Origin of the sequence: Bacillus cereus group sp. N8, from assembly GCF_016483685.1 — a bacterium.
GTDB classification, from domain to species: domain Bacteria; phylum Bacillota; class Bacilli; order Bacillales; family Bacillaceae_G; genus Bacillus_A; species Bacillus_A proteolyticus.
The window spans coordinates 13,517-34,536 of record NZ_JAEHBK010000020.1 but is presented as its reverse complement, the minus strand read 5'-3'; the positions used below and the strand labels follow the sequence as shown (position 1 = coordinate 34,536).

Sequence of the window (21,020 nt, the reverse complement as noted above, 5' to 3'; positions counted from 1 at the left end):
AATTTTGAGGTGGAGTCTTACTGCCCACGAATAGCGGGATAAATGCAATTAGCTTTACTTTGCTCTTATAAATGAAAACTATCCATTTACAATAACGCCCCCATTTACATGTATCATCTGCCCTGTTACATATGCCGAATCATTAGACGCCAAATATACATACGCAGGCGCTAATTCATACGGCTGACCAGGCCTTTGCATAGGAACATTGCTCCCGAACTGTGATACTTTTTTCTCATCAAAACTTGATGGAATAAGCGGTGTCCAAATTGGACCTGGTGCAACACCATTTACACGAATTCCTTTTTGTACAAGGGACTGAGATAGCGACCTTGTAAACGCGACAATTGCTCCTTTCGTTGCAGAATAATCAATCAATGTTTCATTTCCTTCATACGCAACGATAGATGCTGTATTTATAATTACATCCCCCTGCTTTAAATGGGATAGCGCTGCTTTTGCAACATGAAAATAAGAGAAAATATTAATACGGAATGTCGTTTCTAGCTGTTCTGCTGTAATATACTCTAGTCCTTGTTGCGGATATTGCTGTGCGACGTTATTCACAAGAACATTTAAACTGCCCAGCTGCCGGACGGTCTCTTCCACAATATCTTTACAATGTTGTTCACTACTCAAATCCCCCGGCAGTAATACACATTTCACACCTTCTTTTCCAACAAGTTTTTTCGTCTCATTTGCATCCTCATCCTCATCTAAATAAGCAATCGCAATATTTGCTCCCTCTTTTGCAAAGGCGATGGACACAGCTCGTCCAATCCCGCTATCTCCCCCCGTAATTAACACATTCTTTCCTTTTAACTTTTCACTTCCTTTATAATTTGGATCTTCAAACTTTGGAAGAGGATTCATTAACGATTCAATACCAGGCTGTTTATTTTGATGTTGCGCTGGCATTGTTAAAAAGTTTTTTTGCTGCGGCATAACTTTCTTCAACTCCTTTTCCCTTATAATGTGCACAATGATAAAAACTACTTACACATTAAAAAACCGCAATTCACACTCATTGATAAGGTTAATATTCGAATTTAAGACATAAAATATGAATTGTTCTAAAGTTTTTATGCAAAACTATTGCAAAATAGATAAAAAACGAATATTATATATAACTGTTGTGAAAATTATTCGTAAAAAGAAAGGATGTTTATATGTTTAACCTTTCAAAACATAAAACTTCTATTAAAACTGAAATTATGGCAGGTATTATTACCTTTTTAACAATGGCATATATCATTGTCGTAAACCCTGTCATCCTTGGGGATGCAGGCGTTCCATTTGAACAAGCATTTACAGCTACTATTATCGCCGCTGTTGTCGGAACATTATTTATGGCAATCTTTACAAACTTACCAATCGCAATTGCACCAGGTATGGGATTAAATGCTTACTTCTCTTACTCTGTTGTAAAAGCTCATGAAGGCATGACTTTCGCAATTGCATTCTCTGCTGTATTCGTAGCAGGTATGATTTTAATTTTGTTATCATTCACATCTTTCCGTACGAAATTAATGGAAGTAATTCCTGAAAACTTAAAACATGCACTTACTGCTGGTATTGGTCTTTTTATTGCTTTTATCGGTTTGCGCTTAACAGGAATTGTTACAAAAAATGATGCCAACTTAGTTGGGCTTGGCGATCTTCACTCTGCCCCAGTTCTACTAGCATTAGCTGGCCTTGGAATTACAATTATCCTTATGTCTTTAAATATAAACGGGGCACTGTTTATCGGAATGTTACTAACTGGTATTATCGCTTATTTCACAGGGCAATTAACGTTCTCAAATGGCGTTACATCAATGCCTGGATTACCAGAAGGAATTATCGTTTCAAATCCAATTACTGCTGTATCTGATGTAATTAACTACGGATTATACGGCGTTGTGTTCTCATTCTTCCTCGTTACACTATTTGATACAACAGGAACATTACTTGGTGTAGCACAACAAGGCGGATTTATGAAAGACGGAAAGCTTCCAAAAGCAGGACGAGCTCTTCTATCTGACTCATTCTCAGCAACAATTGGAGCTATGTTCGGAACAACACCATCAACAGCTTACATTGAATCATCTGCTGGTGTTGCAGCTGGTGGCCGTACTGGTTTAACAACTGTTACAGTAGCTGTTCTGTTTGCATTAGCAGCATTCTTCGGGCCGTTAGTGAGCGCTGTTTCTGGCGTTTCAGCTATTACAGCACCATCATTAATTATCGTTGGTAGTCTTATGATGGGTTCAGTTCGCCACATCGATTGGGATACGTTCGATGAAGCATTCCCAGCATTTTTAGTAATCTTAAGCATGCCACTTACATCAAGTATTTCAACAGGTATTGCACTTGGATTTATTTCATACCCACTTATGAAAATGGCAAAAGGACAATTCCGTGCTGTTCACCCACTTGTGTATTTATTCGGAATCTTGTTCGCTTATCAATTAGTTTTCTTACCACATTAAAATCCCTCTTCCTGAGGGATTTTTTTTATAAATACTGTTTGACAACACCATTTATTTGTGAAATAATTCAAAATAGTTAAATATTCGATGTCTTATCAAGAGCAGGTGGAGGGATGAGCCCTACGAAGCCCGGCAACCGACCCATTTATGGGCACGGTGCTAATTCTTACAACACATTGTGTTGAAAGATAAGAGTAATATGATAAGACGTCTTTTCTATATGAAAAGACGTTTTTTATTTTCACTCCCTCCTCTCTCTTCTTAGTTTAGGAGGGATTTTTTCATGAAAAAATTATGTTCCATCGTACTTATTTTTCTCTTATTTACATTAACAGCGTGTACAAATGAACAAGATGCTATCTCTTCACAAAAGCAAGAAACTGTGAAAAAGGCGACTACAACGGTAGAAAACCACTTACAAACAGAAGTTCCAAGCCAAATGAAGAAGCCATTAAAAATCGCATTAATTATGCAAATGTCCATCGGAACTTTTTCCTCTCAATATATTGAGGGCGTCAAAAAACAAGTCGAGCTATTTGGCGGCAGTGTACAAGTCTACAACTCTGATAACGATTTAGCAAAAATGGCGGCAAATTTAGATACTGCTATTAATTCAAAAGTGGATGGTATTTTAATTGATCACGGCCGCTCTGAAGCACTAAAACCTGGAGTAGAAAAAGCATTACAGGCGAATATTCCCGTAGTTGCGTTTGATAACGATCTACGCTTGCCAGGTGTGACAATTATTGATCAAGATGACTATAGTCTTGCATGGAAATCATTAAAAACGTTAGCGGAAGATTTGAATGGACAAGGAAATATCGCAGTCGTATGGGTTGGCGGATTTGCTCCAATGGAACGTCGCAATGTTATCATTGATGCCTTTTATAAACGTTATCCAAATATAAAAGAAATTGCGCGATTCGGTACTGCAAGTAATAACACACCGCTTGATACACAAACACAAGTAGAAGCCTTACTAAAAAAATATCCGAAAAAAGGAGATTTACAAGCTATTTTCGCTTCATGGGATGAGTTCGCTAAAGGAGCTGTTAAAGCACTTGAACAAGCTGGTCGTACAGATATAAAAGTATATGGCATTGACTTAAGTAATGAAGATTTACAACTCATGCAAAAAGAAAACTCACCTTGGGCTGCTACAGCTGCAACTGATCCAGCTGAAGTAGGTAAAGTTCAAGTGCGATTCTTATACAAAAAAATTGCCGGTGAACAAACGCCAGATATTTATTCACTAGAACCTTATTTAGTAAAGAAAAGTAGTTTACCAAAAGAAAATATAACAATGGATCAATTATCAAAACATATAAACGGTTGGGGAGACTCAAAAGATGCATATTCTCCTTGGATGAAAAAATTAGAGAAGGAGAAAAAATGATGACATTCTCTCTTCAAAACATTACACATTCTTATCATGTAGCTACACCTGTTTTAGAAGATGTTTCTATTCATATTCAAAAAGGAAAAGTGCACGCTTTACTAGGAATGAATGGTGCGGGAAAAAGTACTTTACTAAAAATAGCAACTGGTGAAATTCAACCAGTTGCTGGCGATATAAAAATTGATAATCAGTCTGTTTCCTTCACTTCACCACGCGATGCAAAAAAGCACGGTATTTCTTTCGTAACACAAGAAGTAGATCACGGACTTATTCCCGGATTATCTGTATTAGAAAATGTACTAATTGATCATTTAGCAATGCAAAATAAAGTACTATTTTCAAGGTCAAAATTAGTTGCACTCGCTAAACAACATTTGCAAATTGTACAAGTAGATTTAAATGTTTCAGAAGATGTTTCAAACTGCTCATTACATGAAAAACAATTACTTCTTATCGCAAGAGCCCTATCTAACAATACAAATTATCTTTTATTAGATGAGCCTACTTCTTCTCTTGGACCAAAAGAAGTTGAATCCTTTGGGAAACTATTAAAAGACTTAACATCAAAAGGAATTGGCATCCTCCTAGTTTCTCATCGTTTATCAGAGATTCGAAATTTCGCGGATGATGTAACTGTACTACATAACGGTAAAGTTGCCCTTTCTCAAGCCATTACAACGATTACAGATCAACAAATTGTTGAAGCAATGACTGGAAAACAACTTACACTCCCTATTAATACAGCACCAAAAATCGGGAGCGAGGAAATATTTAAAGTACAAGAGCTTCAATTACACGAAGATCATTCTCCCCTTTCTCTTACAATACGAAAAGGAGAAACTGTTGTGATATACGGATTAATTGGAAGTGGAAAAACAACACTTGCTGAAACTTTATTTGGTGCTCGTCATACTTATCACGCAGAAATAGATGATCACAACATAACAATTAAAACACCGCGAGATGCGATTAAAGCGAAAATCGCACTTGTACCAGAAGAAAGAAGAAAACAAGGTGTATTTCTTTCGGAAGATATTATAAGTCACACTAATTTACACCAATCAGGTTGGAGACGAAAACAAACCGAATTAAATAATGCTACTACGGCAATTTCTTCTTTCAGCATTTCACCCAATGACCCAAAAGCCTTTATTCATTCACTTAGCGGTGGAAATCAACAAAAAGTCTCAATTGCAAAATGGAATGGATTCAAACCTAATCTATTTCTTTTGGACGAGCCAACTAAAGGTGTAGACATAGCTGCGAAACAAGATATTTTTCAATTCATTCGCAACATTACAGAAAACGGGAGTTCCGTAATTTATTTCACAGGAGAACAAGATGAAGCACTACATATCGCTGATCGCATTCTTATACTGGCAAACGGAGAATTTGTAGGTGAGTACTTGCCGAATGACCTATCTCCTGAACAGCTTTTACATTTATCTGAAGGGAGCTTTTCCATTGAATCTCGTTCATAAAACTAAAACTAAGAAACTATATTTACCTACTCATCTTTTTTATCAATTTAGTACAGTTGCTATTATTATAGGTGTTACAATTTTTTTCTCTATCGTCAATGATTCTTTTTTAACATACAACAATATTAGTGATATTTTACGATCTATTTCCATTGTGACATTACTAGCAATCGGCGTTACCTTTACATTAATTGTAGATGGGTTTGATTTATCAGTCGGCTCTACCGCTAGTTTAGCAACAATTGCCGCCGCTTCTTGTCTCGTTTTATATCGACAAGAACTATTAGTCACACTCCTTGTTCCTATTCTGTGCGGGTTATTAGTTGGATTATTAAATGCACTACTCGTTATCCGAATTAAACTACCAGATTTACTAGCTACACTAAGTATCATGTATATCGTGAATGGACTACACTTAACATTTTCAAAAGGATCTTCAATATATGAAGGAATGTCGGGTGCCACAGGACATTTTATTCCATCTTTTTTATTTATCGGTCAAGGTTCCATTTTAGGAATTCCAGTCCCTGTCATTATCATGCTTATCGTCGTTTTAATTGCACATCTATTTTTAGAAAAAACAACGTACGGTCGTTTCTTTTATATGACGGGTGGGAATCGAGAAGCTGCTAGACTAGCCGGTATCCCTACTGATCGTTACCGTGTATACGCTTATATGATTAGCGGTTTACTCGCCTCTGTCGGCGGGATTATTCTATGTAGCCGCGTTGGAACAGGGCAAGTTGCAGCTGGTGCCCCATTATTAATGGATGCAGTTGCAGCTGCCTATATCGGTTATGCAATGTTCGGTGCCAAGAAACCAAATATAGTCGGAACATTCCTCGGCTCGGTATTAATCGGAATTATATTAAATGGCCTCACAATGATGAACGTTCCTTATTATGCACAGGATATTATTAAAGGCAGTATTTTGATTACAGCTTTAGCCTTTTCGTTTATTAAAAAGAAGCGTAAATAAAAAAGGCTGCGGAGAACTTCTTCTCCACAGCCTAATTATTATTTTTGCAAGAACGCCTGTAAATCTGCAAATTTTCTCTTTGCATCTTCATAGCCTTGCTCATATAAACTTTGCAATTTTGCCTTATCTTTTTCCATACGATCTACTTGAAGAGGCACTTCTGGTCTAATGACGAATAAATTACCCGCTTGCTCTTCTTTTTCAATGTAGTGAAGTGTTTCATTATACACTTCATAACGATTCAGCATCGCATTAACAAGGTTCGGATATTTTTTATAAGCTTTCGCTGCAACCCAACCAAATTTTGATTTTTTCTTCGCATAACCATGATTTCTCGTCAAAATAACGACTGATTTTTCAAACCCATCTCCCTGTGCTTTACGAACTGGAATCGGATCTGAAATCCCGCCATCTAACAGTTGCTTACCACGGTAATTTACTGCTGGTGCAATGAAAGGCAATGAACTAGACGCTTGCAATAAATTTAACGCATCATCATTCGTTCCCTCTTTTTCAAAATAAACGGGTTGTCCTGTTTCACAATCTGTTGTTCCTACAAGGAAACGCTCTGGACTATTAAAGTATGTGTCAAAATCAAATGGGACATGTTTTTCTGGAATTTCATGAAAGATGAAATCCATATCAAATAATTGACGCTTTTTCCATAAGTTTTTATACGATAAATATTGCGGATGTGATGCATAATCAATATTTACTGTCTTATTTCTATTCCTTTGTCTGGAAAGATACGACGCTGCATGGCAAGCACCAGCTGATACACCGATTACATATGGAAAATATAAATCTTGTTCCATAAAGTATTCTAATATCCCGCCAGTATATACACCGCGCATACCGCCGCCTTCCAATACTAAACCCGTATTTTCAAGCATGTTACTCTCTCCTCTTTCTCTATATATTGACTCTTTAATTATTCACTATGTTAAGTATCTTTTTCTATTATATATGAGTTCTTTCAGAAACTATATTCAAAAGGCTTGAAATGGAGGGATTTTTTCTTTTCCTAGGAGTAACACCAGAACCACATAAAAAATACCGGCATCCTTCCCATGAAGAATACCGGTACTTCTTATTTATCCCACTATTTGCGGGCAGTAAGACTTCCACCTCAAAATTCAGCTGAAGCGAAGAAGTTAGGTCTGCTAATCAGTGGGGGATGAACAAAACCCCCACTAATTAAAGTTTCACTTTATCACCCATACAAAACCGCATGAAATACGCCTAACAGTAAGTATTGACCCTCTATATAATCATCATAATATACATTCATCTCGATGTAATACATATCTTCCTCAAGACGAATATTCCAATCTGCGATTACATAGCCCTTTCGTAATAACTTTCCGATCCCAAGTGAAGTTTTGTGAACAACATATTCTTCTGTCTTATATGTAAAGGTAAATATTCTTCAATCACCTCTAGTTGTTACACAGCTCATACCTGACATCACATCACTCTGAGAAACTATGTATATACATATATTTAATTAATGTATTATCACACATGAATGACCTTAGTATAGTAGCGCTATTTTTGCTTCGCGAACTCCCTCATAATAGAATAACTATCCTTTTATTATTTTTTTCTTGACTTAGAGTTCACTCTAATCATTATAATCAACTCATAGTTCATTCACAATAATATCAATTGGATAAAATTCAGGAGGGATTGGACAAGCTAAAATCAAAAGTGACTGACCTTAACGCAGACCTGGATGTTGTCATTCAAACCTTTGATTTATCTGTTACTACAATTGTACATTAAGGTACAATTCAAATAAAAATCAACGATTTCCTGTACATTAAGAAGTCAGTGATTCTTGTTATTTTTGCCTTATTTTACTTTCTCTTAATAGTCGTAAAGCTTCTCTAATATATTTAGTGCATATAAAAAAGACCGACCATAAAATCAGCAAATTAGCAAATAAAACAGGATGGGAGTCAGTTATTATGGAGCAATCAAATAAAGCGTTTAGCCAGGCATTAGTAAAATCGTTAAGAGGAGAACGAGGACATCTTCCCATCAAGAATGCTTTGTCGGATATAGACGTGGCGCTTGCGGGAAAGCGCAGAGAGGAACTACCTTATTCTATTTATCAATTAGTGAAACACATGACCTACTGGCAAGATTTTCTCTTATTATCCGCTCAGGGGAAGAAGCCTGCATTGCCTGCCCATGTAAAAGAGAGCTGGCCTGAAGAAGAATGGCCTGCCAGTGAGGAAGAGTGACAACAGAGTATTCAGTATTTTCTTCAAGGGATTGAGCAGGCATGTACGATTGCCCAAACTGTTCAATTAGACCAGACATTGGAGGAATGGCCTGGTGAAACCCCTGGCGGTGTTCTACGCAATATTGCATCTCACAACTCCTACCATTTAGGAGAAATTGTGCTGATTCGCAGATTATTTAGTGCTTGGCCACCGCCAACAGGCGGATATCCGGTCTAAACAAGGATAAGGTTCCATCCCATGCCCATCAACTTAAGACATATTTTTATACAAAATATGGTCTTTTCATGTAGTGTTTTATTATCGTTTATAGATGTTATAAAAGTAGGCTATCAAATAAACCCTGACGGATTTGAATTTTTTTACTATGCTACCTAATGAGTAGAAGTAGTATACTCATACACAACACCTTAGAGACTTCCCGAAAGGAGGTCTCTATTTTAAGCTCTTTGATCAGCAACAATATGAATATCAATATACTTCGTTTCTCTCATAATTTCATTTACAATAGAACCTTTTCGTATTTCTTCCCACCGTGTTCTCGCCGATTGCCCGAGTAAAACTTGTGTCACTTGTAGTCTGTTCGCGACTTCAATAATAACATCAGCGGGTTTTCTTCCTTTCGCTTCTTCTAATACAAAGCTCGCATCAAATTGATTCGTTAGCGATTTCCACTCTTCAATTGTTTGCTTTTTCCCTGCTGAAATAGAATCTATATTTTCTCTTTCTACGTTTAAGACATACAATTCAGCGTTTAACCGATCAGCCATGCGCCAACCTCTCCGTATTAATTTCTCTGCTGTTGAACTGTATTGTACACAAACGAGAATTTTTTCTTTCACGCCAATGGGTTCTATAACTGTTTGACTAATTTTCTCATCCATATCATCTGCAACTTCGCGAAGCGATAATTCCCGTAGTGCCCCTAAATTATTAAGCGTAAAGAAATTTTGTAAGCTTTGCTCTATTTTTTCTTCTTTATATATCTTTCCATCTATTAATCTCTTCCTTAATACTTCTGGCGTTGCATCAACAAGCTGAATTTCATTTGCTTTTTGCAAAATAAAATCCGGAATTCGTTCTCGTACTTTTACATTCGTAATTTGAGCTACAATGTCATGAACACTTTCTAAATGTTGAATATTAAATGCTGATAATACAGATATACCGGCATCTAACAATTCCTGCACATCCATGTAACGTTTCTTATTTTTCGACCCAGGAATATTACTATGCGCAAGTTCATCCACTACAACTACTTGCGGTGCACGTTTTATAATTCCTTCCACATTAAGCTCATAAAATACTTTTCCTTTATAGTCTATTTCTTTTAACGGAACTTTTTCTAAATCAGCAATTGCTTCTTCCGTCTCAATTCTCCCATGTGTTTCAATTAAACCAATTACAATATCAATACCGTCTTTTTTCATCTCTCTTGCATCAAATAGCATTTTATAGCTTTTCCCTACTCCTGGAGCCGCCCCTACGTATAGCTTTAACTTCCCGCGATTTTGCTGACGAATATATTCTAAATACTCTTCTGGCGTTCGCCTTTGAAACGTCGGTTTATAGTCATCCGCATACAAAACACTCACAACCTTTCTTTCGAAACAACGCTACCTCAATCCGTTAGATTGAGGTAGCACTGTTACTATTTCATTAATTTCTGTAATTCTAAATTTAACTTTAAGACGTTCACGCGATCTTCTCCAAACAAGCCGAGTGCAGCGCCTTCCGTTTGATCCTTAATCAATTGATCTAGCTTTTCTTTCGGAATATTCGTTAATTTCGAGATGCGATCTACCTGTACGGAAGCCGCCTTCGGACTAATGTCAGGATCAAGCCCTGAACCTGAATTCGTCACTAAATCTATCGGTACTTCTGTAACTGGAACAGTTGGATTTTTTTCCTTCCAGTCTGCAATACTTTTCTCTACTCGTTTCTCTAAATCTGGATTAGACGGTGCATAGTTATTTGAACCAGATGCTTCTGCTTTATATTCTATACTAGAGACACGTCCATGAAAATAACGTGGGTCTGTGAAATTTTGACCGATTAATTTTGAACCAACTACTTCATCTTTATCATTATATATAAGACTTCCATCTGCATTATCCTTCATTACCGCTTGCGCTATACCAGTTACAATCAGTGGGTATACGAGGCCGCACAAGACTAGAAATGTAAAAGTAATACGAATAATTGGTGAAAGTATACTTTGTTTTTTCGCCATCTTTTTTTCCCCTCTTCCTTATATGAACAAGCCGACAATCATATCAATTACTTTAATTCCAATGAACGGAACGATAACTCCGCCAAGCCCATAAATGAGTAAGTTTCGGCTAAGTAGTGCATTCGAACTCATCGGTTTATATGCGATACCTTTCATAGCTAGCGGAATGAGTAACGGAATAATAACTGCATTAAATATTAATGCTGATAAGATTGCTGAAAGCGGTGATGTTAATTTCATAATGTTTAATGCTTCCATTTGCGGAATCGCAAGTGTAAACATCGCTGGAATGATCGCGAAATATTTCGCGATGTCATTCGCAATACTAAACGTCGTTAACGCACCACGAGTCATTAACAATTGCTTACCAATTCCTACAACCTCAATAATTTTTGTCGGGTTCGAATCTAAATCAATCATATTCGCTGCTTCTTTCGCAGCTGTCGTACCACTATTCATCGCTAATCCAACGTCAGCCTGCGCTAATGCCGGAGCATCATTTGTACCATCACCCGTCATCGCTACAAGTTTCCCTTTATCTTGCTCTGCCTTAATAACTGCAATTTTATCTTCTGGTTTACACTCGGCAACGAATTCATCTACCCCTGCTTCTTTTGCAATTGTTGCTGCTGTTAATGGATTATCACCAGTACACATAACCGTTTTAATCCCCATTTGGCGCAACTGTTCAAAACGTTCACGCATACCAGGCTTTACTGTATCCTTTAAATAGATTAAACCATAAATACGATTATCTACTGCAACTACAAGTGGTGTCCCACCCTCTTTTGAAATAAAATCTGCTTTTTGATTCACATCTTTCGGAATCGTTCCGCCTTGCGACCTAACCCATTCAATCACGCTACCTACAGCACCTTTTCTCACTTTCGTTCCGTCTTTTAAATCCACACCACTCATTCTCGTTTCTGCTTTAAACGGAACAAATTCACCTTGTTCGGCAAGTTCTCTATTATATGATATAGATTTCGTTTGTACATATTCTATAACAGATCGACCTTCTGGTGTTTCGTCTAAAACTGAGCTAATTGCAGCCCATTTCCCTACTTGCTCAATCGTTTCATTTCCTACAGGAAGCAGTGTATGTGCCATCCGGTTCCCAAAAGTAATCGTACCTGTTTTATCTAAAATAATTGTATTAATATCGCCCGCAGCTTCTACTGCTTTACCCGACATCGCTAACACATTGAACTTTGTCACGCGGTCCATCCCAGCAATACCAATCGCTGATAATAATCCACCAATTGTCGTTGGAATTAAACAAACTAACAATGCTACAAGTACAGCTGTATCAATTTGAAACCCTAAATAATTTGTAAAAATCGGCAACGTTACAACAACGATTAAGAAAATAAGCGTTAAACTCGTTAATACTGTATTTAAAGCAATCTCATTCGGCGTCTTTTGACGAGCAGCTCCTTCTACTAAAGAAATCATTTTATCAATAAATGATTCGCCAGGGTTACTCGTAATTACAATTGTAATCTCATCACTTACGACCATCGTACCGCCTGTTACTGAACAAAAATCGCCACCCGCCTCTTTTATTACAGGAGCTGATTCCCCTGTAATTGCAGATTCATCGACAGACGCTAAACCTTTAATTACTTCACCATCATTTGGAATCATTTCTCCTTGTTTTACAATAACAACGTCACCTTTTCTCAGATCAGTTGCTGAAACTTGAACAATATCTCCATTTTCTTTTACAACATTTGCAAACACATCTTTCTTCGATTGTTTTAAAGAATCGGCTTGCGCTTTACCACGACCTTCAGCTAGCGCTTCTGCAAAGTTAGCAAATAAAACTGTAAATAATAGAATGAGAGAAACTGTTATATTAAACCATCCTGGTACACTACTAGAACGACTTGGGAGAAAAGATAAAATGAACGTAATGATAAATCCAATTTCCACAACGAACATAATGGGATTCTTTATCATTACTTTCGGATTCAATTTCGCAAAGGATTGTTTCATCGCATGTTTCACAATATCACGATCCATCGTTTTCGCTTTTCTAACCTCATCTTCTACAACATGTATTTGTGACTCGTTCACTTGTTTTTCTTTTACTACTACCGGTCTCATCATTTACCCTCCATTACTTCAATGTAAGAAATTCTGCAATTGGGCCAAGTACTAACATCGGGAAAAATGTTAATGCACCAACAATTACAATCGTTCCAATAAAGATTCCTCCAAATAAACCATTATCCGTACGGAACGTTCCGACTGTTTCTGGTACTACCGTCTTCTCTTTCAATGAAGCTGCCACAGCTAGCATCGTAATTAAACTAAAATAGCGTCCTAAAAACATAACTAAACCAGTCGTAATATTCCAAAACGGTGTATTATCTGCTAAGCCTTCAAATCCAGATCCGTTATTCGCAGCTGACGATGTGTATTCATATACAACTTGCGTTAAACCGTGGAAACCGGAATGAGAGATTGCATCCGTTCCTAAGCTTGTTGAAAGAGCTAATGCTGAAAATCCTAAAATAAGCAATGGATGAAATAAAATCGTTACCGCAATCAATTTCATTTCCTTACCTTCAATTTTCTTACCTAAAAACTCTGGTGTCCGTCCAACCATTAACCCAGATATAAAGACTGCAATAATGGCATACATAATAATGTTTACAAAACCTGCTCCAACGCCGCCGTATACTGTATTTAACATCATATTTACGAGTGGAACTAGACCACCAATTGGTGTTAACGTATCATGCATTGTATTAACAGCCCCAGTTTCAGCAGCTGTCGTTACTGTCGCATAAAGGGAAGAAAATACTGTTCCAAATCGGACTTCTTTTCCTTCTGTACTTCCTTGTACATGTTCGATACCCATTCCATTTAACGCTGGATTTCCATGTAATTCAGATGTCGTAATCGTTATAAATCCTAGTAAAAACACCATAAATAGTGACACGAAAAGGATGCGGCCTTGTTTTTTATTTCCTACCATTCTTCCATACGTAAATGGAAGTGCTGTTGGCAATAACATCATAAGCATCATTTGCAAAATATTACTCATTTGTCCTGGATTTTCGAAAGGATGTGTAGAGTTTGCCCCGAAAAATCCTCCGCCGTTATTTCCAAGTTCCTTAATGGAAACGAATGATGCAACTGGACCACGTAAAATACTTTGTTTTGCCCCATCAATCGTTTGTGCTGTAACTGCCCCGTCTAACGTTTGCGGTACGCCAAGTGCGACGAAGACTAACGCTGCTATAAATGCGATAGGAAGAAACACTCTCGTTAATGCTCTCGTAAAATCTACGAAAAAGTTACCGAGTTCTTTTCCAGCAAGTCCTCTTATGAAAGCCATAACGAGCGCTAATGTCGTTGCTGGTGCCGCAAACATTAAAAATGTAATCCCAATTAATTGTGATAAATAAGACAAACCATTTTCACCGCTATAATGCTGTAAATTTGTATCAGCCATAAAACTAATTGCTGTATTAAAAGCAAGCGTAGGCTCCATTCCCTCAATATGCGCTGGATTTAGCGGCAGCACACCTTGTAATCTGAAAATGAAATATACGACCACAATCATAAATCCATTAAGTAACACTAATGATAATGCATACTGTTTCCACGTTTGATTGTATTCTTTTACACCCGTAATTTTAAAAATAAGTTTTTCAAAAGGCCCGAATACTTTATCTAGCGTTTTGCTACCTTGAAAAGCTTTTTCTAAATAAATCCCCGTTGGCTTTGCTACTAAAATAAACAAGAGCATTGTAATAACAACTGCAACCCAAATCATAATGAATGATTCCCCCTAATTAAAACTTTTCTGGATTTAATAATGCGTACACTAAGTACACCGTAATCGCTGCAACAATAACCGATAAGGCAATCATCATGATTGCTTCCCTTCTTTCACAACTTTATCTGACCAACTTGCAAGACTTGCCATCGATGCTACTAATACAACAAAAATTCCGATCATTACAACATCTAACATAATTACCCCTCACTTTTTTGTTAAAATTTACCATATCTTTATCGAAAAAAGAACACTAAGCTCTACTTAGTGTTCGAAATGAACAACACAAAGTAAACCTCCTCTCTAAACGCTTACGAGGTTAGCTGTCGGATTCGGGCCTAAAGAGTAGCCCTACTTTCAAAATTGAAAGATTCACCCCAAGTGACGATGCACAAAATTGGTTCCCCCGCTCCATTTCTGGAACTCAGCGATTTTAGGTTTTTTTTGGAAATTTCATGAATGATTTATGAGAGTAAATATACTCCTCTAAATTTAACTTGTAAAGGGTTAAATTACTGAAAATAAGAAAATATCCATCTATTTAAACGCTTACATTAGGTATTATTAATATTCTTTCATCTGTTTTCTCGTCTTTTCTTTCTTTTTCACAGAAATGATCTTTTAAATACGAAATAAAAAGAGCGAATTACATGAAGTGCATAGCTTGTTGCACTCAGCATTCACTCTTTTTTCATTCACTATTTATTCCCCTCGTAAAAAAGCACGTAAATTTCTCCCGCGAATATAAACTTGTGACAATTCTGCATGTAGCTGCTCATATTCGATAACATCTGTTTTTAAATATAAAGCGTCTTTCGATGGCAATATAATATATGGCCCTGGAAAAAGAGGATCAATCTGGATCAATTTTTCAACTCTCTCTATCGATACCGCCCAACGATTCGCTATATCTCCTAGTAGCAACACCTTCATATTCACTCTCCTCCGCCCTATTCAAAAAATAAAAAAGAAATGTTATCACAATTTGTAAACACCACGAATTTAGCCCCAATCGTTTCATAGAGCCTCGCTGGATATCGTTTATTTCTTGTAACAACAGTAATAGGCGCTTGGAAAGAAAAGCGAATACGTTCTGCGAAAAAGCTAACTATTTGAAGCTCATCCCCTAGCAGAATCACCTTCTTAATACACTCGCAAATACTAGTAAAATCCTGCTCCTTATTACAGCTATAAGCTGATTCAAATCCATAGCCCCTGACTTCAGCTGCTATCTCCTCATTTGCTGTAAAAATAATTAACTCATGCTGAAATGCTACTAGCTCTCTTAAACTCTTTATCTTATTTTCTTCTCCAACACAAATAAGTGTTAGTTCCATGTACCTCATCCTCCTTAGCATAAAAGAACTCAAATATAGATTGATATTCCCCTATACTAATCGGACCGATGAAGGGAAGTATCCATCATGGCACCGTCCTCTCTCAAGACGCTTACGAAGTTAGCTGTCGGATTCGGGCTTTGAGAGTAGCCCTACTTTCAAAACTGAAAGATTCACCCCTAGTGACGACGCACAAATTGGTTCCCCCGCTCCATTTCTGGAATTCAGCGATTTTAGGATTTTTTGGAAATTTAATGAATGATTTATGAGAGTAAATATACGCCTCTATATTTCACTTGTAAAGAAGTAAATTACCTAGAATAAGAAAATATCTCATTATTTAAACGCTTATAATATGTATTTTTAATACCCGTTCATCTGTTTTCTTATCATTTCTTTTTTTCACAGAAATGATATTTTATATACAAAAAAGCAAATGTATATAAGCACCCATATTAGGTGTACTTAACATTTACTCTCTCTTTCTTTCAAAATTTATCCCGCGAATATAAACTTACAACAATTCTGCATGTAAGGTAATATCCGCCTCTAAATACATCGAATTTTATTATAACGATATAATATATAATTTCAAAAAAATTTTGTTCACAGCGTGATAGATAAATTGAGGAAGTTTAATAAAATTTTAATAACTTATAACCAAGTTTAAGAAATTGCACATCAAAAAGCATGCATATAGCTTCAAGAATATTATATACTCACAATCTAAACTACACTTGCAAAAAAACTCAAAAATATTCTTCCTTTAATTTTTTTGCAAGTGTAGCAAGAGAAACACAATAGGTAAACAAACTAATTTTATTTATTTTTTAATCCTACGATAGCGGTTAGCCTATAGCGTAGCTTACCGTCCAGTTTATTAACCCGTGTTTTTTATTTAACAATTTTCATCTCATTCAAAGGCCAATAAACAACGTTTGCTTTTCCAATAATATTATTTGCCGGTATAAAACCAATATCGCGACTATCTTTACTACCACGGCGATTGTCTCCTAATACAAAATAATGCCCCTCTGGAACTATAGGACTAAGGGTTGATGGCAATGTTTTTATATTAAAGTCTTCAGTAAGTAACTCCCCCCTTGCCAAATCTTTCTTTTGACTCTCCAAATAAGCCTCACTATATTTTTTACCATTTATATATAACTGGTCATTTTTATATTCAACATAATCCCCTGGAAGGCCAATAATACGTTTTATATAATTCGCTCCATCTTTATGCTTGAATACGGAAATATCAAATCGTTCTAGACCATTTAGTTTGTATCCAATTTTACTCGCTACCATTCTATCTCCGTCCTGAAGAGTTGACATCATTGAGCTTCCCTCAACTACTACAGGAGTAAATATAAAGTGGCGTAGCAAGAGAATCAATATAACTATTATTAAGGGTAGAATCCAACTTCCTTGTATTCTTTTTTTAGGTTCATATAACCCATTTTCCTTCATTATCCATCATCCCCTTCCACCTTAAAAAAATTTATAAAAACTTGCCAGTTAATATTTTTTAGTAAACCTTTCCATCTACTATATTTATTATTCCATCACACTGTTTCGCAACCCTATCATCATGGGTTACAATTAAAATAGTTTTTTTCTGTTCTTGATGTATACTTTTAAAAATATCTAAAACTTGCTGACCTGTTCTTTGATCCAACGCTCCAGTTGGTTCATCAGCTAAAATAATATCTGGATTGTTAATCAATGCTCGTGCAATTGCCACACGTTGCCGTTGTCCACCTGATAAATTATATGCATATTCAGATGCCTTTTCCTTCATACCAAGCCTTTCAAGTATTGATAGCACTCTTTCTTTTTTATTAGTTTTGTCCTTACTATATAGAATTGGAATTTCAACATTTTTCATAACAGTGTAGTCCTCAATAAGTGCAAAATCTTGTACAACAAAACCAAAGTACTCATTTCGTATAGTAGCTAATTTCCTTCGATTTAAAGATTGCAATTCTTGATTATACAACTTATAAGTACCCATACTCGGGATATCTAGGCAACCAAATATATTCAATAATGTAGATTTCCCTGAACCTGACGGACCCATAATCGCTAACATACTACTTTTTTCTATTTTCAAGTCAATATTTTGAAGAACTTTCACTTCATTGGCCTTCGACTTATTATAAACTTTTGAAATATTATTCAGCTCAATCATTTATTCTTTTCTCCTTAATATGTCACTTATCTGTAAACTAAAAAGTTTAATAAAGCTAGGAATACATGTTATTAAACAAAGAAATAAGATCGCTCCCGAAACCCCCAATATTCTGAAAGGTTGATTGGACACTAGAACAGAAGTAATAGAAGAAAGGACCCAAACAATAAATATTTGTAAAAAAATCCTTAATGCAATATCCGACCTATCTCCACCACAAAAAATATGAATACTAAATTCTCTTAAATTTTTTCTAACAAATTCTAATGTATTAATAATAACTAATGAAAAAGCAAAAATAATTACCCATATTGATATAAACAGAAATACACCTACAGATTTTTTGGTAGACATCTCCATATACTTTGAGACGCCAACTATATTATTGAAGTTATAATTATATAGTCGTGATTTTTCTGTAATATTTCTAAGCTCTGTTATATCCTCTTTATTCTTTGCTATTATTGTTGCATTATTAAGATAGGTTTCATAATCATAATTTCCATTCACATACATATCATCAAATTTTGTAGCGTCCATTGGTATTAATACCGTTTCATCTAACTCTATAACACCTTTGCCTGATGATATATCAACGAAACTTTGTCCTTCTTGTAAAAAACCAACAACCTTATATTTCAAATTATCTATATTAACAAACTCATCATTGATATTCATAAACTTTTGATAAGAATGCCCCAGTACAACTGGTATACTCTCGTTACTCGTATACCCCCAATTGGAAGCAAAAAACTCGCCCTTTGATAAAGCTAAATCAAAAACATCTATAAAACTATGTGAAATAGCTAAACTTTTATAGGCTTGAACCTTAGTTTGTCCTTGCTCTATTTCAACGGAAAGAGAATTTTTTGGAATACTCTTTATTTCTATATAATCTTCAATATCAGAAAAAATTGTATACTTCTGACTTTCATTGACATATGTATATAAATCTTTCATAATACTTTCTTCATATTCGCCACCTATATACTTTTCTTTTTCTGCAAGTGATACATAATAAACATTAGAAATATTAAATGCCTTAGATAAATAGTTAAACGCATCTTGCTTCTTATACATTAAAGAAAAACATTCCGTAATTAACAATGTGATAATCATAATCTGAGTAAAAAACAAAATAAAATAAAGCTTTTTCCTCCAAATATCTTCAAGAGCATATTTTAATTGAGTTGACATCTTCCTACCTCATTATCTTGATTAATTGCTTCCTTTGATTGATAAATAACATCGGGAATGTGTAAAATATATCCATCAGAAAGAATAGTATGATACCTACAACAATTGATTCCAAACGAAATACAGTATTATACGGTAATAGGTTTAAAACATCCGTAATAAGAAATGTTATCGAGCTTCCAATCAAGATCCCTATTACTCGAATAACTAGCATATTAGTATAAACTCTTAATAATAAACCTGTTTCTCCCGCACCTGATAATCGCCTAACAAACATCTCACGCTTATATTTTTCTACCCATGAAAGCACGATAGTAAATCCTGATACAAATAGCATCGCACTAGTTCCAAGAAATATAAAAAGCGCATATTTTTGGTTTAATAGATTATTTATCCATGTTTGCTTAACCTTTTCATAAGAGATTGTAATTGTATTATCTGTTTCTTGTATAGTAGTTAATAAATCCTGTATAAGGGACTCACTATTTCCTCCTGCGTCCAAGAAATACTCTCCCTTTATTAATTCTTTTTGAGTTGCTTCTAACGACGACTCAAGATTTGCTACTACATTAGTAAAAGTATCAATATAGCCAATTACTTCATACTCCCTACCATCAAAGTAAAAGTACTTTTTACCATTTTTAACCACTTGATCATCTTTGTTCCAAACATTAATATAAGCTTTTCCCTTCTCCAAGCTATATATAGAAGTATTTTCATTTGAAAAGCTTAATCGACTAGCTTCTTGCGGTATGTTCTTATAAAGTATGAAATTATCGGTTTGTTTATTTAACCATGATAGTAAGTCTTGGTTTGTAAAACTGGTTTCCATTTCATTTTGGTTAATAGAAATCCGATACGTATTTTTATTAATGTTATTGGTCATCTGTTCTTCTACAGATAAAATCATTGAAATTCCGCCAGCAATAGTCCCAAATACAATTAATGTAAAAAAAAGAGGTAGCCACGATTTTTTCATTATTTTAGACATTATCCCCATTACCCTTCACTTCTTTATCCTATTTAATAATAAAATTATTCTTTATAAATGAAACGATTCCCAACAGTAGTGTACATACTGTTGGGAATAATTTTGCAGAAGGCTAAACTAGTATCTCCAACTATAGTTTGTATAAGCCGTTTCGAATGGATTATTGACTTTTGATAATTCCTTTGTCCATCCTCCTCGTTTAGAATAATTGTTAGCCGACTCATTAAATTTCCCTTCTTTTAAAGTTACTTTAACACCCGTAACTACCTTATTTTTGTTTGTACCATAAGCACCAGTACCTTTCTTACCAACTTCGTTATATCCTTGAATATAAACAGTGGCACCCGACCCCATAGAAATATGCTGTATTCCCATTGCTTGTGCTGAAACAGCGCCAGTACCTATAATCCCTAATGCTGCCGCACCAACAATAAATTTCTTCATTTTTTTCACCTTCATAATAAACCTCCATTTAATATATTTTTATTTCATTAAGACAATTACTTGTTCTTAATTATCTAAATTATAAATTTACACTTATACAATGTAAAATGTAATATATAAATATTTAGATATTGATTAAAAAATTATCGAACACAGTGGTGTTTTATATGATGTATTCTTCCATTAGTTGCTTATTACAATGTAAATTCGAATGGTGCATTTTACTGCTATTTATATTTTCATCTCAAAAAAACC

The 21,020-nt window shown here is 35.4% G+C and carries 19 protein-coding genes, 2 pseudogenes and 3 riboswitches; of the genes and pseudogenes, 5 read left to right on the top strand and 16 right to left on the bottom strand.

Going from position 1 to position 21,020, the window contains the following annotated elements:
- Window positions 1–78 precede the first annotated feature (78 nt).
- Window positions 79–945 carry an SDR family oxidoreductase gene (locus JDS80_RS22535; protein ID WP_199640031.1) on the bottom strand — a complete coding sequence of 289 codons (867 nt, stop codon included), beginning with the start codon at window positions 943–945 and terminating at the stop codon, window positions 79–81.
- A 224-nt stretch (window positions 946–1,169) separates the two neighbouring features.
- Between JDS80_RS22535 and JDS80_RS22530 the strand changes: the two genes are divergently transcribed.
- From JDS80_RS22530 to JDS80_RS22515, 4 genes are all read left to right on the top strand, one after another.
- The gene (locus JDS80_RS22530) at window positions 1,170–2,471 is read left to right on the top strand and encodes an NCS2 family permease (protein ID WP_071747782.1); all 1,302 of its coding nucleotides are present in this window, start codon (window positions 1,170–1,172) and stop codon (window positions 2,469–2,471) included.
- An 89-nt stretch (window positions 2,472–2,560) separates the two neighbouring features.
- A riboswitch (SAM riboswitch) is annotated at window positions 2,561–2,666 on the top strand.
- Between the two features lie 88 nt (window positions 2,667–2,754).
- Complete coding sequence (locus tag JDS80_RS22525) at window positions 2,755–3,867, top strand: sugar ABC transporter substrate-binding protein (RefSeq protein ID WP_199640011.1); 1,113 nt, start codon at window positions 2,755–2,757, stop codon at window positions 3,865–3,867.
- Entirely contained in the window at window positions 3,864–5,351 is a 1,488-nt protein-coding gene (locus JDS80_RS22520; protein WP_199640010.1) for a sugar ABC transporter ATP-binding protein, read from the top strand. Before JDS80_RS22525 ends, JDS80_RS22520 begins: the two co-directional genes overlap by 4 nt.
- Window positions 5,335–6,330, top strand: a complete 996-nt coding sequence (locus JDS80_RS22515; protein WP_199640009.1) for an ABC transporter permease — start codon at window positions 5,335–5,337, stop codon at window positions 6,328–6,330. The genes JDS80_RS22520 and JDS80_RS22515 overlap by 17 nt, the downstream gene beginning before the upstream one ends.
- A gap of 38 nt (window positions 6,331–6,368) precedes the next feature.
- Here the strand turns inward: JDS80_RS22515 and JDS80_RS22510 are convergent, their stop codons facing one another.
- Window positions 6,369–7,223 (bottom strand): patatin-like phospholipase family protein, encoded by an 855-nt coding sequence (locus JDS80_RS22510; protein ID WP_071747779.1) that lies wholly within the window; start codon window positions 7,221–7,223, stop codon window positions 6,369–6,371.
- A 320-nt stretch (window positions 7,224–7,543) separates the two neighbouring features.
- A pseudogene (locus JDS80_RS22505) lies at window positions 7,544–7,756 on the bottom strand (tubby C-terminal domain-like protein); the annotation flags it as partial.
- Between the two features lie 544 nt (window positions 7,757–8,300).
- On the opposite strand from JDS80_RS22505, the pseudogene JDS80_RS22500 reads away from it, so the two are divergent.
- Window positions 8,301–8,798: pseudogene (locus tag JDS80_RS22500) on the top strand (DinB family protein).
- A 221-nt stretch (window positions 8,799–9,019) separates the two neighbouring features.
- On the opposite strand, the gene kdpDN reads toward JDS80_RS22500, so the two are convergent.
- From kdpDN to JDS80_RS22435, 13 genes are all read right to left on the bottom strand, one after another.
- A complete protein-coding gene (gene kdpDN, locus JDS80_RS22495; RefSeq protein WP_199640008.1) occupies window positions 9,020–10,174 on the bottom strand; it encodes a KdpD-like non-kinase potassium sensor in 1,155 nt (384 codons plus the stop codon).
- A 56-nt stretch (window positions 10,175–10,230) separates the two neighbouring features.
- Window positions 10,231–10,812, bottom strand: a complete 582-nt coding sequence (gene kdpC / locus JDS80_RS22490; RefSeq protein WP_071747776.1) for a K(+)-transporting ATPase subunit C — start codon at window positions 10,810–10,812, stop codon at window positions 10,231–10,233.
- A gap of 18 nt (window positions 10,813–10,830) precedes the next feature.
- Complete coding sequence (kdpB, locus tag JDS80_RS22485) at window positions 10,831–12,921, bottom strand: potassium-transporting ATPase subunit KdpB (protein WP_199640007.1); 2,091 nt, start codon at window positions 12,919–12,921, stop codon at window positions 10,831–10,833.
- 13 nt (window positions 12,922–12,934) lie between these two features.
- Window positions 12,935–14,602 carry a potassium-transporting ATPase subunit KdpA gene (gene kdpA, locus JDS80_RS22480; RefSeq protein ID WP_071771198.1) on the bottom strand — a complete coding sequence of 556 codons (1,668 nt, stop codon included), beginning with the start codon at window positions 14,600–14,602 and terminating at the stop codon, window positions 12,935–12,937.
- Between the two features lie 19 nt (window positions 14,603–14,621).
- Entirely contained in the window at window positions 14,622–14,702 is an 81-nt protein-coding gene (gene kdpF, locus JDS80_RS22475) for a K(+)-transporting ATPase subunit F (protein WP_000972378.1), read from the bottom strand.
- A complete protein-coding gene (locus JDS80_RS22470; RefSeq protein ID WP_000887889.1) occupies window positions 14,699–14,803 on the bottom strand; it encodes a SipW-dependent-type signal peptide-containing protein in 105 nt (34 codons plus the stop codon). Before JDS80_RS22470 ends, kdpF begins: the two co-directional genes overlap by 4 nt.
- Window positions 14,804–14,899: 96 nt before the next feature.
- Window positions 14,900–15,045: riboswitch (cyclic di-AMP (ydaO/yuaA leader) on the bottom strand.
- A 262-nt stretch (window positions 15,046–15,307) separates the two neighbouring features.
- On the bottom strand, window positions 15,308–15,538 hold the full coding sequence (locus JDS80_RS22465) for a hypothetical protein (protein WP_199640006.1): 231 nt from the start codon (window positions 15,536–15,538) through the stop codon (window positions 15,308–15,310).
- Window positions 15,539–15,555: 17 nt separating this feature from the next.
- Window positions 15,556–15,942 carry a hypothetical protein gene (locus JDS80_RS22460; RefSeq protein WP_199640005.1) on the bottom strand — a complete coding sequence of 129 codons (387 nt, stop codon included), beginning with the start codon at window positions 15,940–15,942 and terminating at the stop codon, window positions 15,556–15,558.
- A gap of 93 nt (window positions 15,943–16,035) precedes the next feature.
- Window positions 16,036–16,182: riboswitch (cyclic di-AMP (ydaO/yuaA leader) on the bottom strand.
- Between the two features lie 654 nt (window positions 16,183–16,836).
- Entirely contained in the window at window positions 16,837–17,412 is a 576-nt protein-coding gene (gene lepB / locus JDS80_RS22455; protein WP_199640004.1) for a signal peptidase I, read from the bottom strand.
- Between the two features lie 58 nt (window positions 17,413–17,470).
- Window positions 17,471–18,133: an ABC transporter ATP-binding protein gene (locus JDS80_RS22450; protein ID WP_199640003.1), complete on the bottom strand. Its 663-nt coding sequence runs from the start codon at window positions 18,131–18,133 to the stop codon at window positions 17,471–17,473.
- Window positions 18,134–19,330 (bottom strand): ABC transporter permease, encoded by a 1,197-nt coding sequence (locus JDS80_RS22445; RefSeq protein ID WP_199640002.1) that lies wholly within the window; start codon window positions 19,328–19,330, stop codon window positions 18,134–18,136.
- 4 nt (window positions 19,331–19,334) lie between these two features.
- On the bottom strand, window positions 19,335–20,321 hold the full coding sequence (locus JDS80_RS22440) for an ABC transporter permease (protein WP_199640001.1): 987 nt from the start codon (window positions 20,319–20,321) through the stop codon (window positions 19,335–19,337).
- A 117-nt stretch (window positions 20,322–20,438) separates the two neighbouring features.
- Window positions 20,439–20,780 (bottom strand): hypothetical protein, encoded by a 342-nt coding sequence (locus tag JDS80_RS22435; RefSeq protein WP_199640000.1) that lies wholly within the window; start codon window positions 20,778–20,780, stop codon window positions 20,439–20,441.
- Between the last annotated feature and the right edge of the window lie 240 nt (window positions 20,781–21,020).